Origin of the sequence: Cupriavidus sp. P-10 (genome assembly GCF_003402535.2) — a bacterium.
In the GTDB taxonomy this organism is placed as follows: domain Bacteria; phylum Pseudomonadota; class Gammaproteobacteria; order Burkholderiales; family Burkholderiaceae; genus Cupriavidus.
Window position 1 is genome coordinate 3,481,835 of sequence record NZ_AP025170.1, and the last position, 12,965, is coordinate 3,494,799.

Annotated in this window: 10 protein-coding genes; 8 read left to right on the forward strand and 2 right to left on the reverse strand. The window is 68.1% G+C overall.

Annotated features, from left to right (window positions below; all coding sequences use genetic code 11):
• Positions 1–5 precede the first annotated feature (5 nt).
• Both gspE and gspF read left to right on the forward strand, forming a co-directional pair.
• On the forward strand, positions 6–1,547 hold the full coding sequence (gene gspE / locus CTP10_RS16085) for a type II secretion system ATPase GspE (RefSeq protein WP_116319933.1): 1,542 nt from the start codon (positions 6–8) through the stop codon (positions 1,545–1,547).
• 15 nt (positions 1,548–1,562) lie between these two features.
• Positions 1,563–2,780, forward strand: coding sequence for a type II secretion system inner membrane protein GspF (gene gspF / locus CTP10_RS16090; protein WP_116319934.1), 1,218 nt, complete (start codon positions 1,563–1,565; stop codon positions 2,778–2,780).
• A gap of 96 nt (positions 2,781–2,876) precedes the next feature.
• On the opposite strand, the gene CTP10_RS16095 is transcribed toward gspF, so the two are convergent.
• On the reverse strand, positions 2,877–4,244 hold the full coding sequence (locus CTP10_RS16095) for an NYN domain-containing protein (RefSeq protein WP_116320125.1): 1,368 nt from the start codon (positions 4,242–4,244) through the stop codon (positions 2,877–2,879).
• A 339-nt stretch (positions 4,245–4,583) separates the two neighbouring features.
• Between CTP10_RS16095 and CTP10_RS16100 the strand changes: the two genes are divergently transcribed.
• On the forward strand, positions 4,584–8,189 hold the full coding sequence (locus CTP10_RS16100; RefSeq protein ID WP_116319935.1) for an indolepyruvate ferredoxin oxidoreductase family protein: 3,606 nt from the start codon (positions 4,584–4,586) through the stop codon (positions 8,187–8,189).
• A gap of 66 nt (positions 8,190–8,255) precedes the next feature.
• On the opposite strand, the gene CTP10_RS16105 is transcribed toward CTP10_RS16100, so the two are convergent.
• Positions 8,256–8,867 carry an HD domain-containing protein gene (locus CTP10_RS16105; RefSeq protein WP_116319936.1) on the reverse strand — a complete coding sequence of 204 codons (612 nt, stop codon included), beginning with the start codon at positions 8,865–8,867 and terminating at the stop codon, positions 8,256–8,258.
• A 139-nt stretch (positions 8,868–9,006) separates the two neighbouring features.
• Between CTP10_RS16105 and CTP10_RS16110 the strand changes: the two genes are divergently transcribed.
• The 5 genes from CTP10_RS16110 (at position 9,007) to CTP10_RS16130 (ending at position 12,947) form a co-directional block, all read left to right on the forward strand.
• Positions 9,007–9,426, forward strand: a complete 420-nt coding sequence (locus CTP10_RS16110) for a GNAT family acetyltransferase (RefSeq protein ID WP_116319937.1) — start codon at positions 9,007–9,009, stop codon at positions 9,424–9,426.
• 30 nt (positions 9,427–9,456) lie between these two features.
• Positions 9,457–9,807 carry a GFA family protein gene (locus CTP10_RS16115; protein ID WP_116319938.1) on the forward strand — a complete coding sequence of 117 codons (351 nt, stop codon included), beginning with the start codon at positions 9,457–9,459 and terminating at the stop codon, positions 9,805–9,807.
• An 8-nt stretch (positions 9,808–9,815) separates the two neighbouring features.
• Positions 9,816–10,244 (forward strand): VOC family protein, encoded by a 429-nt coding sequence (locus CTP10_RS16120; RefSeq protein WP_116319939.1) that lies wholly within the window; start codon positions 9,816–9,818, stop codon positions 10,242–10,244.
• 97 nt (positions 10,245–10,341) lie between these two features.
• Positions 10,342–11,640, forward strand: coding sequence for an MFS transporter (locus CTP10_RS16125; protein WP_116319940.1), 1,299 nt, complete (start codon positions 10,342–10,344; stop codon positions 11,638–11,640).
• An 86-nt stretch (positions 11,641–11,726) separates the two neighbouring features.
• Positions 11,727–12,947: an MFS transporter gene (locus tag CTP10_RS16130; RefSeq protein WP_116319941.1), complete on the forward strand. Its 1,221-nt coding sequence runs from the start codon at positions 11,727–11,729 to the stop codon at positions 12,945–12,947.
• Positions 12,948–12,965 lie beyond the last annotated feature (18 nt).

Sequence of the window (12,965 nt, forward strand, 5' to 3'; positions counted from 1 at the left end):
CTGCCATGGCGAGCGAAGTCCAGACCCCTCCCCTCGATACCCTCGAACCGCCCTCGCCGATGGCGGCGCGGCTGGTTTCGTACGGCTTTGCGCGCGAAGCGCCGCTGCTGATCGCGCACCAGCGCCCGGACGGCCTGGAGGTATGGGTCAGCCGCGCCACCTCGCCAACCGCACTGGCGGAAATCGCCCGGGTGCACGGCGCGCTGCGGCTGCGCGTGCTGGAGCCCGAGGCGCTCGAGCTCGCCATGTCCGACGCCTATAACCGCCAGGACGGCAGCGCCGCGCAGGTGGTCGGCGAAGTCGAGGGCGAGGTCGACCTGTCGCGCCTGATGCAGGACATCCCGGCGGTGGAAGACCTGCTCGAATCCGAGGACGACGCGCCGATCATCCGCATGATCAACGCGCTGCTGACGCAGGCGGCGCGCGAAGGCGCATCGGACATCCACATCGAGCCGTTCGAGTCGTCGTCGGTGGTGCGCTTCCGCGTCGACGGCACGCTGCGCGACGTGGTGCGGCCCAAGAAGGCATTGCATGGCGCGCTGATCTCGCGCATCAAGATCATGGCGCAGCTCGACATCGCCGAGAAGCGCCTGCCGCAGGACGGCCGCATCACGCTGCGCGTGGGCGGCCGGCCGGTGGATGTGCGCGTGTCGACGCTGCCGACCGGCCACGGCGAACGCGCGGTGCTGCGCCTGCTGGACAAGGAAGCGGGCCGGCTCGACCTGGCCAGGCTCGGCATGGCGCCCGACACCCTGCGCGGCTTCGACCACCTGATCCGCCAGCCTCACGGCATCGTGCTGGTGACGGGGCCGACCGGCTCGGGCAAGACCACGACGCTGTATGCGGCACTGTCGCGGCTGGACGCGCGCACCACCAACATCATGACGGTGGAAGACCCGATCGAATACGACCTCGACGGCATTGGCCAGACCCAGGTCAACCCGCGCATCGACATGACCTTCGGCAAGGCCCTGCGTGCAATCCTGCGCCAGGACCCGGACGTGGTGATGATCGGCGAAATCCGTGACCTGGAAACCGCACAGATCGCGGTGCAGGCCTCGCTGACCGGCCACCTGGTGCTGGCGACGCTGCACACCAACGACTCGGCCTCGGCGGTGACGCGGCTGGTCGACATGGGGATCGAGCCGTTCCTGCTGTCGTCGTCGCTGCTGGGCGTGCTGGCGCAGCGGCTGGTACGGCGGCTGTGCCCGCACTGCAAGCGCGAGGAAGTGATCGAGCTGCCCGAGGGAATGGCTGCGGTCGATGCCGAAGCGCTGCAGGCGCAGGGCAAGCCGCTGCAGCACGTGTGGCATCCGGTCGGCTGCGACAAGTGCGGACAGTCGGGCTACCAGGGCCGCATGGGCGTGTACGAGCTTCTGACCGTCGGCGACGAGATCCGCACCATGATCCACCGGCAGGCGCCGGAATCGGAGATCAAGCAGGTGGCGCTGGCGCATGGCATGCACACCATGCGCGGCGACGCGCAGCGCTGGATCGACAGCGGCGCGACCTCGCTTGAGGAAGTGTTGCGCGTGACGCGCGACTAAGGCGGAGCCCAACGGATGCCAGCCTTCCGCTATGAAGCCGCCGACGCCGCCGGCAAGACCGACCGCGGCGTCATCGAGGCCGACAGCCCGCGCCAGGCACGCTCGCAACTGCGCGCGCGCGGGCTGACGCCGCTGACCGTCGATGCGCTGGCCGGTGCCGGCCTGGCGCCGCGCAGCGGCAGCCAGCTGTTCGCGCGCAAGCTGTCGACGCAGGAGCAGGCGCTCTTCACGCGCCAGCTTGCGAGCCTGATCGTGGCCGGCCTGCCGCTGGACGAAGCGCTGGGCGCGCTGGCCGACCAGGCCGAACGACCGTATGTGCATGAACTGCTGGCCGGCATCCGCGCCGAGGTGATGGGCGGCAGCTCGCTGTCGGTGGCGCTGGCGCAGAATCCGCGCGACTTTCCGGATATCTACCGCGCGCTGGTTTCGGCCGGCGAGCATTCGGGCCATCTCGGGCTGGTGCTGGAGCGGCTGGCGGGCTATATCGAGTCGCGCAATACGCTGACGTCGAAGATCCGGCTTGCGTTCACCTATCCGGCGATCGTCACGGTGGTGGCATTCGCGATCGTGATCTTCCTGCTGTCATACGTGGTGCCGCAGGTGGTGAGCGTGTTCGCCAATACCAAGCAGAAGCTGCCGACGCTGACCATCGTCATGCTGTGGCTGTCGGACTTCGTGCGTAACTGGTGGTGGGCCGCGCTGGCGTTCATCGCCGTGGTTGCACTAGTGATCCGCAGCTTGCTCAAGCAACCCGCGGTGCGGCTGGAATGGCACCGCTGGCTGCTGACCGCCCCGCTGTTGGGCAAGCTGATTCGTGGCTATAACACCGCACGCTTTGCCGGCACGCTGGCGATCCTGGTGTCTGCCGGCGTGCCGATCCTGCGCAGCCTGCAGGCGGCCGGCGAGACGCTGACTAACGACGCGCTGCGCGCCAACGTGGAAGACGCCAACATGCGCGTACGCGAAGGGGCTTCGCTGGCGCGCGCGCTGGCGGCGCAGAACCAGTTTCCGCCGGTGCTGGTGCATCTGATCCGATCTGGCGAGGCAACCGGCAACCTGCCGGTGATGCTCGACCGCGCCGCGCAGGGCGAGGCACAGGAACTGGAAAGGCGCACGCTGTTTCTGACCAGCTTGCTGGAGCCGCTGCTGATCCTGACGATGGGGGTGGTGGTACTGCTGATCGTGCTGGCGGTGTTGATGCCGATTATCGAGATCAATCAGCTGGTGCGGTAGGCGGTGATACGGCAGTGGCGCCTGCATTGCCTGACGCCGCTCGCGTAGGCTCCGTTCTCCCGCATGCGGGAGAGCGGAGCCTACCGGCGCGGTGCGTTATTCAGTGGCCGGTTCGGCCTTCTTGCCAGGCCGCTTGCGGGGCTTACGCGCCGGCGCCGGCGCAGGCGCTGCTTCGACAACCACTTCCTGCTGAGCCGGCGCCTCGGGCTCCGCCGCCGTCGCCACCGTCGCCGACAACACCGTCGTCCCTGGTGCCGAGAACACCGATTGATCGATCGGCCAAGGTGTCTCGCTCAACGTCACATCAGGACGACGCGCCGCGCGCTTGCGTGCCGTGCGGCCCTTGGTGGCAGGCTCGGGTTGCGGCGCTTCTTCTGGCACCGATGCCGCGGCCGGTTCCGGCTCCACCACGTCGGCGGCAACGAATGGCATTTCGGGCTCGGGTTCGCGGACTGGCTCCGGCTCCGGTGCCACTACCGGTGGCACTACCGGTGCCACTACCGGCTGCACAATGACCGGAGCGGGCGGTTCTGCCGGCACAGGTGCCGGCTGTGGTTGCCGGCGCGGCTCCTGCTGCACAGCCTGCTGAACCTGGCGCTGCTGCGGTTGTTGCTGCTGGGCCTGCTGCTGGGCCTGCTGCTGGGCCTGCTGCTGGGCCTGCTGCTGGCCGCGGCCATCGCCCTCGCCACCGCCCTTGCCGCGCTTCTTCAGCCGGATCCAGATGGTCTTGTTGTTGCCGCCGTTACGCGTCTCGACCTCGAACAGGCCAGTGGCCGCCACCAGTTCCGATAGCTTGCCGTAGCCATAGTTGCGCGAGTCGAATTCCGGCGCCTGCTTGGCAATGTGGTTGCCCATGCTGCCCAGCGTCAGCCAGCCGTCTTCATCAGACACCGCCTGCGCCGCATTCTGCAGCAGGCGCACCAGGCGAGAATCCTGGCGCAGTTCGCCGGTGCTGCGCTTGCGCGTGGGCGCGGCGGCCCCATCGACCCCTTCGGCGCCTTCGGTATCTGCATCGGCGCGCAGCACGTCCGAGTAGATGAACTTGTCGCAGGCGGTGACGAACGGCTTGGGCGTCTTGCGCTCGCCGAAGCCGTACACGGTCAGACCCTGCTCGCGGATGCGCGAGGCTAGCCGGGTGAAGTCGCTGTCGCTGGAAACGATGCAGAAACCGTCGAAGCGCCCGGTGTACAGCAGGTCCATGGCGTCGATGATCATGGCGCTGTCGGTGGCGTTCTTGCCGACGGTGTAGCGGAACTGCTGGATCGGCTGGATTGAATGCGACAGCAGCCGCTCCTTCCAGCCGGCCAGGTTGGGCCGGGTCCAGTCGCCGTAGATGCGCTTGACTGCCGCGACGCCGTACTTGGCGACTTCGGCCAGCAGGCCTTCGACGATGGCGGGCGCCGCGTTGTCGGCGTCGATCAGCACGGCCAGGGTCGCGGTGCCCTGGCGGGGGGAATTGGTCATGTTCGGGTATTCGCTGGTTTGCCCGTGCATGAGACGGGCAATCGGAAATCAGGTTGCACCAGGCTGGCGCGGCAGATGTGGTGCATCGAAGACCGCGGAGCGGCATCGCCGGCGTTCTCGATGCAACGCAGTGTACACGCGAACCCCCATCCGTACGGGAAAACACGGTTGCCACGGGCACGTTTCGTGCTGCGCTGCAAGGTACCGCCGACCGCACGGCGGTGCTACCATCCCGCGCAGAGACACAGCCGCCCAACGCCTCCACAAGAGGCCGCGAGGCGATTGCCCACAACTGCAGGTGTCGGTGATCCCGACAACACGCCCCATAGAGGAGCACCTATGAATGCCCCCCTGACCCCTCCGGTCAGCGACGCCATCCGCCGCGCGCTCGAAAACGTTTCCCTCGACGACAAATACACGCTGGAGCGTGGCCGCATCTATATCAGCGGCACGCAGGCCCTGGTACGCCTGCCGATGCTGCAGCAGGAGCGCGACCGCGTTGCCGGCCTGAATACCGCCGGCTTTATCTCCGGCTACCGGGGCTCGCCGCTGGGCGCGTTGGACCTGTCGCTGTGGAAGGCCAAGAAGCACCTCGCCGCGCACAACATCGTGTTCCAGGCGGGCCTCAACGAGGACCTGGCCGCAACCTCGGTGTGGGGGTCGCAGCAGGTGAACATGTATCCGGATGCCAGGTTCGATGGCGTGTTCGGCATGTGGTACGGCAAGGGGCCGGGCGTGGACCGCACCGGTGACGTGTTCAAGCACGCCAACTCGGCTGGCTCGTCGAAGCACGGCGGCGTGCTGGTGCTGGCGGGCGACGACCACTCGGCCAAGTCCTCGACGCTGGCGCACCAGTCCGAGCACATCTTCAAGGCCTGCGGCCTGCCGGTGCTGTATCCGTCGAACGTGCAGGAGTATCTGGACTACGGCCTGCACGGCTGGGCCATGAGCCGCTACTCCGGGCTATGGGTGGCGATGAAGTGCGTGACCGACGTGGTGGAATCGTCGGCCTCGGTCGAGTTGGACCCGCACCGCGTGCAGATCGTGCTGCCGGACGACTTCATCATGCCGCCGGGCGGCCTGAACATCCGCTGGCCGGATCCGCCGCTGGAACAGGAAGCGCGCCTGCTCGACTACAAGTGGTACGCGGGCCTGGCCTATGTGCGCGCCAACAAGATCGATCGCATCGAGATCAATTCGCCGCACGCGCGCTTCGGCATCATGACCGGCGGCAAGGCCTACCTGGACACGCGCCAGGCGCTGGCCGACCTGGGCCTGGACGATGCCACCTGCGCGCAGATCGGCATCCGCCTGTACAAGGTCGGCTGCGTCTGGCCGCTGGAAGCGCATGGCGCGCGCGCGTTTGCCGAGGGCCTGCAGGAAATCCTGGTGGTCGAAGAGAAGCGCCAGATCATGGAGTACGCGCTCAAGGAAGAGCTGTACAACTGGCGCGATGACGTGCGCCCGAAGGTCTACGGCAAGTTCGACGAAAAGGACAACGCGGGCGGCGAATGGTCGATCCCGCAGAGCAACTGGCTGCTGCCGGCGCATTATGAGCTGTCGCCGTCGATCATCGCCAAGGCCATCGCCACGCGGCTGGACAAGTTCGAGCTGCCGATGGACGTGCGCGCGCGCATCACCGCGCGCCTGGCCATCATCGAGGCCAAGGAAAAGGCCTTGGCCACGCCGCGCGTGGTTGGGCAGGAAAAGGCGGAGCGCAAGCCATGGTTCTGTTCGGGCTGTCCGCACAACACCTCGACCAACGTGCCCGAGGGCTCGCGCGCGCTGGCCGGCATCGGCTGCCACTACATGACGGTGTGGATGGACCGCAGTACCAGCACCTTCAGCCAGATGGGCGGTGAAGGCGTGGCGTGGATCGGGCAGGCACCGTTCGCGGGCGACAAGCATGTGTTCGCCAACCTGGGCGACGGCACGTACTTCCATTCTGGCCTGCTGGCGATCCGCGCGTCGATCTCCGCGGGCGTGAACATCACCTACAAGATCCTGTACAACGATGCGGTGGCGATGACCGGCGGGCAGCCGGTGGACGGCCAGCTGTCGGTGCAGGACATCGCCTGGCAGGTGCACAGCGAGGGCGCGAAGAAGATCGTCATCGTCACCGACCAGCCAGAGAAGTACAACGCGGCGATCAAGCTGCCCCAGGGCATCGACATCCATCACCGCGACCAGCTGGACAGCGTGCAGCGCGAACTGCGCGAAGTGCCGGGCTGCACCATCCTGATCTACGACCAGACCTGCGCCACGGAAAAGCGCCGCCGCCGCAAGCGCGGCACGATGGAGGACCCGGCGCGCCGCGTCTTCATCAATGACACGGTGTGCGAAGGCTGCGGCGATTGCTCGGTCAAGTCGAACTGTTTGTCGGTAGAGCCGCTTGAGACGGATTTCGGCACCAAGCGCCAGATCAACCAGTCGTCGTGCAACAAGGACTTCTCGTGCCTGAACGGCTTCTGCCCGAGCTTTGTCTCGGCCGAAGGCGCACAGGTGCGCAAGCCCGAGCAGCACGGCGTGTCGATGGACAGCCTGCCGGCGCTGCCTGCGCCTGAGCTGCCGGCGATTCGCCGCGCGTATGGCATCCTCGTGACCGGCGTCGGCGGCACCGGCGTGGTGACCATCGGTGGCCTGCTGGGGATGGCGGCGCACCTGGAAAACAAGGGCGTGACCGTGCTCGACATGGCGGGCCTGGCGCAGAAAGGCGGCGCGGTGCTGTCGCACGTGCAACTGGCCGCGCGCCCCGATGACCTGCACGCAACGCGCATCGCGATGGGCGAGGCGGACCTGGTGATCGGCTGCGATGCCATCGTGTCGGCCACCGACGAAGTCATCTCCAAGACGCAAGCCGGCCGCACGCGCGCCGTGGTCAACACCGCCCAGACGCCAACCGCCGAGTTCATCAAGAACCCGAAGTGGCAGTTCCCGGGGCTGTCGGCGGAACAGGACGTGCGCAACGCCGTCGGCGAGAAGTGCGACTTCATCAACGCCAGCGGCCTGGCCGTGGCGCTGCTGGGCGATGCCATCTACACCAACCCGCTGGTGCTGGGCTACGCCTGGCAAAAGGGCTGGATCCCCCTGACGCTGCAGGCGCTGGAGCGCGCCATCGAACTCAACGGCGTGGCCATCGAGAAGAACAAGGCCGCGTTCGACTGGGGCCGGCACATGGCGCACGATCCGGAGCACGTGCTGTCGCTGACCGGCAAGCTGCAGACCACCGCGGAAGGCGCGGAAGTGGTCAAGCTGCCGACCTCGACCGGCGCGATGCTGGAGAAGCTGGTCGCCCGCCGCATGGAACACCTGACGGCCTACCAGGACGCCGGCTACGCGCGCACCTACCGCGAAGCGATCGACCGCGTGCGCACGGCCGAAAGCGCGTTGGCCGGCAGCGGCAAGCCACTGCCGCTGACCGAAGCCGCGGCACGCAACCTGGCCAAGCTGATGGCGTACAAGGACGAGTACGAGGTGGCGCGCCTTTATACCGATCCCGTCTTCCTCGACAAGCTGCGCGCGCAGTTCGAAGGCGAACCGGGCAAGGACTACCAGCTCAATTTCTGGCTGGCGCCGCCGACAACGGCCAAGCGCGACGACAAGGGGCACCTGGTCAAGCGCAGATTCGGCCCATCAACCATGACGCTGTTCCGCGTGCTGGCGAAGATGAAGGGGCTGCGCGGCGGCATGTTCGATGTCTTCGGCAAGACCGAGGAACGCCGCACCGAGCGCGCGCTGATCGGCGAATACCGCGCCTTGCTGGATGAACTGGTGGCGGGGCTGAATGCTGCCAACCACGACACCGCCGTCGCGCTGGCCAACCTTCCGGACGATATCCGGGGCTTCGGGCACGTGAAGGAAAACAACCTGAAGGCGGTGCGCGGGCGCTGGGCGAAACTGCTCGAGCAGTTCAGGCATCCTGAGACGGCGCAGCGCGCGGCGTAACGCGCTGTTCCTTCCCTCTCCCGCTTGCGGGAGAGGGAACACAATCGGTCCGCTCGTGGCGCCGCCCTACGGCTGCGCCAACTCCTTCTCGCCCGGCTTCACATACATCGAATTCTTCGGCTGCGACAGCACCCGCCGCACCATCGGCTCGAAGAACGATAAGGGCAGCGTGTCGTAGTCCGTCATGAACGCTGCCGCATCGTACTTGCGGCAGAACTCGGCCGTGCGCTCGAACAGCTCCGGCTGATTGCGATACTGCTCGCGCAGGTTGCGATCCAGCCCGAGGTGATGGAAGAAGTAGTAGCCCTGGAACACGCCATGCTTTTCCACCATCCACAAATTCTCGGCACTGACGAACGGCTTCAGAATCGCCGCCGCGATATCGGGATGGTTGAAGCTGCCAAGCGTATCGCCGATATCGTGCAGCAGCGCGCAGACCACGTATTCCTCATCCTGCCCGTCCCGGTGCGCGAGCGTCGCGGTCTGCAGCGAATGCGTGAGCCGGTCCACCGGAAAGCCGCCGCAATCGCCATCGAGCAGCCGCAGGTGCGCCAGCACGCGGTCCGGCAGCGCCCGCGCATACGGCATGAACTCGGCGGAAATGGCCGCCCAGTCCTCGCGGGTGCCGTGTTCCATATGGCTGAAGCTCGCGCGCGCAGGCGCATGGGTGTCGCTCATGCTGGGTCTCCTGTTGTGGGGGCGTGTGCGGGGGCCGCACATCCGCTCGTCATGTTGTGCGGGCATTGTGGCATCCGTAGCGGCGCTACACTGTCAAAAAGCTAACAATGTGCCGGCATATTGCAGCGCACCACCGTCCATGCTGATCCGTCCCTTCCGTCCTGAAGACGAACCCTGCGTCATTGACTTGTGGCAGGCCTACGGCCTGACCCGTCCGTGGAACGACCCGCGGCGCGATATCGCGCGCAAGCTCACCGAGCAACCCGAACTGTTCCTTGTCGGTGAAGCCGACGGGCAGCCCGTGGCCACTGCGATGGTGGGGTTCGACGGCCACCGCGGCTGGGTCTACTATGTGGCCGTACATCCCGAGCTGCAGGGCCGCGGCTACGGCCGCGTGCTGATGGCGCATGCCGAGCAGTTGCTGATCGAACGCGGCTGCCCCAAGATCAACCTGCTGGTGCGCACGGGCAACCGCGCGGTGATCGATTTCTACGGCAAGCTGGGCTACGCGCCCGACGAAGCGGTCAGCCTGGGCAAGCGGCTGATCCCGGATATCTAGCAGCAACAGACTGAGGATCAAGGAGACGACATGACGTTCCACGGAAGCTGCCACTGCGGCAACATTGCCTTCGAGGTCGAGGCCGAAAGCATCCCGAGCGTGATCCGCTGCAATTGCTCGATCTGCCGCCGGCGCGGCCACCTGCTGTGGTTCGTGCCGCGCGCGACGTTCAAGCTGGAAACGCCGGAGAGCAATGCGTCGACCTACCGCTTCAACACCATGAAGATCGCGCACCGCTTCTGTCCGGTGTGCGGCTGCGGCCCGTACGCGGATGGCCAGGACAAGGACGGCAGGCCGATGGCAGGCGTGAACGTGCGCTGCCTGGACGATGTCGACCTGGACAGCCTGAAGGTCATCGACTACGACGGCCTGCACCACTGACGCGCGCCATGTTCCGCATCCTCGATCTCGACCACCTGGTGCTGCGCACCGCCGACGTGGACACGCTGCGACGCTTCTATGTCGACGTGCTGGGCTGCAGCGTCGAGCGCGAACAGCCTGACTTCGGCCTGACGCAACTGCGCGCGGGCAGCGCGCTGATCGACCTGGTCTCGCTGGACGGCCCGCTCGGCCGTGCCGGCGGCGCGGGCCCGGGCGCCGAGGGTCGCAACCTCGACCATTTCTGCCTGCGCATCGAACCGTTCGACGAGCCCGCGCTGCGCGCGTGGCTGGCCCGGCACGACGTGCAGGCCAGCGACGTGGCGCAGCGCTTCGGTGCCGAGGGCAAGGGCCCGTCGCTCTACATCAGCGACCCGGACGGCAACGTGGTCGAACTGAAAGGCCCGCCTGCACCAGCATCGGCGATGACCGCACAGTAAGCGGCGCACCGTCGCGCAGCGTGCGCGCAGGATCGCTACAATTTGCCACTGGTCCCGCGCGCCGCCAGCCATGGCGACTCCCCCGCCGGGGCCCGCCATGACAACGCTAGAAGCCAGCTCCGATCCGGACGCCGCCAGTACCGCCGATTCTTCCGCAGACGCCAGCCCGGCACGCGCCGGACCCGCGCAGCCAGCCACGCCGCCGCGCCGGCTGGTCTGGGTCCTCGGCCTGACCGAGACCATCTCCTGGGGCACGCTGTTCTTCGCCTTCACCGTCTTCATCGAGCCGATGATCCGCACCACGGGCTGGTCCAGGCCATTCCTGGCGGGCGGCTATTCGCTGGGGTTGCTGGTGTGGGCAATGTGCTCGTTCGCGGTGGGCCGGCTGCTGGACCGCGCGCCGGCGCGCAGGGTGATGGGCGCGGGTTCGGTGCTTGCCGGCCTGGGGCTGCTGCTGTGGGCATGGTCGCCCTCCCCCGCCATGTTCCTGCTGATGTGGGTGCCGATCGGGCTGGCGATGGCCACCACGCTGTACGAGCCAGCCTTCGTGGTGCTGCGCCAGGCCTATGGCGACCAGTACCAGAAGCCGATCATGGCGGTCACGCTGATGGCCGGCTTCGCCAGCACGATCTTCGTGCCGCTGGCGCAATGGCTGGTGCTGCATGTCGGCTGGCGGCCCACGCTGGTTGGCTTCGCGCTGCTGAACCTGCTGGTCTGCGCGCCGCTGCACGCGCGCATGCGCTATGCCATGCATCCCACCTACACTGGCACGCCGACCGCCGGTGCCGACGCGGGCAGCGCCGGCATCGCGCGCACCACGCTGCGCCAGCCGGTGTTCTGGGCCGTGGTGCTGGCCTTCACCGCGACCGCCGTGGTGGCCTCGCTGCTGGGCGCGCACCTGATCCCGATGCTGACCGAGAAAGGCCTGCCGGTGTCGCAGCAACTGGCGGTGGCGGCGCTGATCGGCCCGGCGCAGGTGGTGGGCCGCATGCTGATGATGCGGGCGGCGGTGCGCCACCCGGTGCGGCTGTCGCTGCCGGTCTACCTGCTGATGAGCATGGGGCTGCTGTGCTTCGCGCTCGGCCACGGCGCCTGGCTGATGGTGGCCGCGGTGCTCTACGGCTGCGCCAACGGCGTCAACACGATGCTGCGGGCGATGGCCATGCCCGAACTGATCTCGCGCCACCACTACGCCACGCTGAACGGCCTGATGATGACACCGGTGCTGCTGATGCAGGCCGCCGCGCCGTGGCTGGGCGCGCTGATGTGGCGGGCGGCGGGCGGCTACTGGCTGATGCTGTGGGTGATGCTGGCGCTGGCGCTGGGCGCGCTGCTGGCGTTCGGCTACGCGCTGCACCGGCGCGGGCTGCTGCGCCTGGCGGATACCGCGCCGTAGCGCCGCCAGGCCCCGGTCGCCCGGATGCACGACAATAGGGGCTTTTGCGGCCGCGCCGACGGCGCCGGCCGCGCCCCCGCATCACGATGTCAGACTCCAACTCGCCACCCGGCACCGCCCCGCTCGCCATCGCCGCCCCATCCACGCCGGGCGCGCTCGCGCGCGCCACACGCGGCACCATGGCGCTGTTTTTCGTCAACGGCGCCACCTTTGCCACCTGGGGCGTCCATATCCCCACCATCAAGGCGCGTTTCGGCCTGTCCGACGCGATGCTGTCGCTGGCGATGCTCGCTGTCGCCGGCGGCGCCCTCCTGGCAATGGGGCCGGTCGGGCGCTGGGTCACCCGCGTCGGCAGCGCACGCACGGCGACAGCCAGCGGGCTGTTGTTCGCGCTGGCCACGGTGGCGATCCTGGCGATGCCTTCGTTCTGGTGGCTGCTGCCCGCGCTGGTGGTATTCGGCATCGCCAATGCCGGCTTCGACGTGGCCATGAACGCGCAGGCCGCCACCGTGGAGGCCAGCCGCCCGCGCCCGGTGATGTCGGCGCTGCACGGCATGTTCAGCCTCGGCGGCATGGCCGGCGCGGCCTTCGGCGGGCTGATGCTGTCGCTGGACGTGGCGCCGCTGGCGCACGCGGCGATGATGGCGGGCGTGACCGCGTTGGCTGCGCTCGCGGCCATGCCCGGCCTGCTGCCTGACCACCCGGTGATGCCTGGCGCCGGCCACCATCGCGACCACGCGGTGCGCGCGCTGTGGCTGCTGGGCCTGCTGGCGTTCCTGGGGCTGATCGGCGAAGGGGCGATGTACGACTGGACCAGCGTCTATATGCGCGATGTGACCGCGGCGCCAGCCGGGTGGATCAGCCTGGGCTACGCCGCCTTCTCCGGCGGGATGGCGTGCGGGCGCTTCGGCGGCGACCGCCTGCGCGCACGCCTGGGCGATGGCGCCACGCTGACCGGCAGCGCCTGGCTGGGCTTTGCCGGCATCGTGCTGGCGCTGATGGTGCCGCTGCCACTGGCGGCGCTGGTGGGTTTTACGCTGATGGGACTGGGCGCCGCCAACATGGTGCCGATCTTCTTCGTGGCCGCGTCGCGGCTGCCCGGCGTGGCACCGGCCGAGGCGATCTCGCGCGTGGCGCGCTTCGCCTACCTGGGGCTGCTGCTGGGCCCGGTGCTGATCGGCGGCGTGGCGCACCTGGCCGACCTGCGCGTCGGGCTGGCCGTGGTGGCACTGACCATGGGCTGGATTGCGCTGGCCGGCGCGCGCTCGGCGCGGCGCTACCTGCCGCCGCGCAGGGATGGGCGCTGAGCAGCGCCTGCAGAAAAC

Excerpts from the sequence above, each read along its gene's own strand:
- gspE (WP_116319933.1), top strand. The coding sequence starts at position 6 with ATGGCGAGCGAAGTCCAGACCCCTCCCCTCGATACCCTCGAACCGCCC.
- gspF (WP_116319934.1), top strand. The coding sequence starts at position 1,563 with ATGCCAGCCTTCCGCTATGAAGCCGCCGACGCCGCCGGCAAGACCGAC.
- CTP10_RS16095 (WP_116320125.1), bottom strand. The coding sequence starts at position 4,244 with ATGACCAATTCCCCCCGCCAGGGCACCGCGACCCTGGCCGTGCTGATC.
- CTP10_RS16100 (WP_116319935.1), top strand. The coding sequence starts at position 4,584 with ATGAATGCCCCCCTGACCCCTCCGGTCAGCGACGCCATCCGCCGCGCG.
- CTP10_RS16105 (WP_116319936.1), bottom strand. The coding sequence starts at position 8,867 with ATGAGCGACACCCATGCGCCTGCGCGCGCGAGCTTCAGCCATATGGAA.
- CTP10_RS16110 (WP_116319937.1), top strand. The coding sequence starts at position 9,007 with ATGCTGATCCGTCCCTTCCGTCCTGAAGACGAACCCTGCGTCATTGAC.
- CTP10_RS16115 (WP_116319938.1), top strand. The coding sequence starts at position 9,457 with ATGACGTTCCACGGAAGCTGCCACTGCGGCAACATTGCCTTCGAGGTC.
- CTP10_RS16120 (WP_116319939.1), top strand. The coding sequence starts at position 9,816 with ATGTTCCGCATCCTCGATCTCGACCACCTGGTGCTGCGCACCGCCGAC.
- CTP10_RS16125 (WP_116319940.1), top strand. The coding sequence starts at position 10,342 with ATGACAACGCTAGAAGCCAGCTCCGATCCGGACGCCGCCAGTACCGCC.
- CTP10_RS16130 (WP_116319941.1), top strand. The coding sequence starts at position 11,727 with ATGTCAGACTCCAACTCGCCACCCGGCACCGCCCCGCTCGCCATCGCC.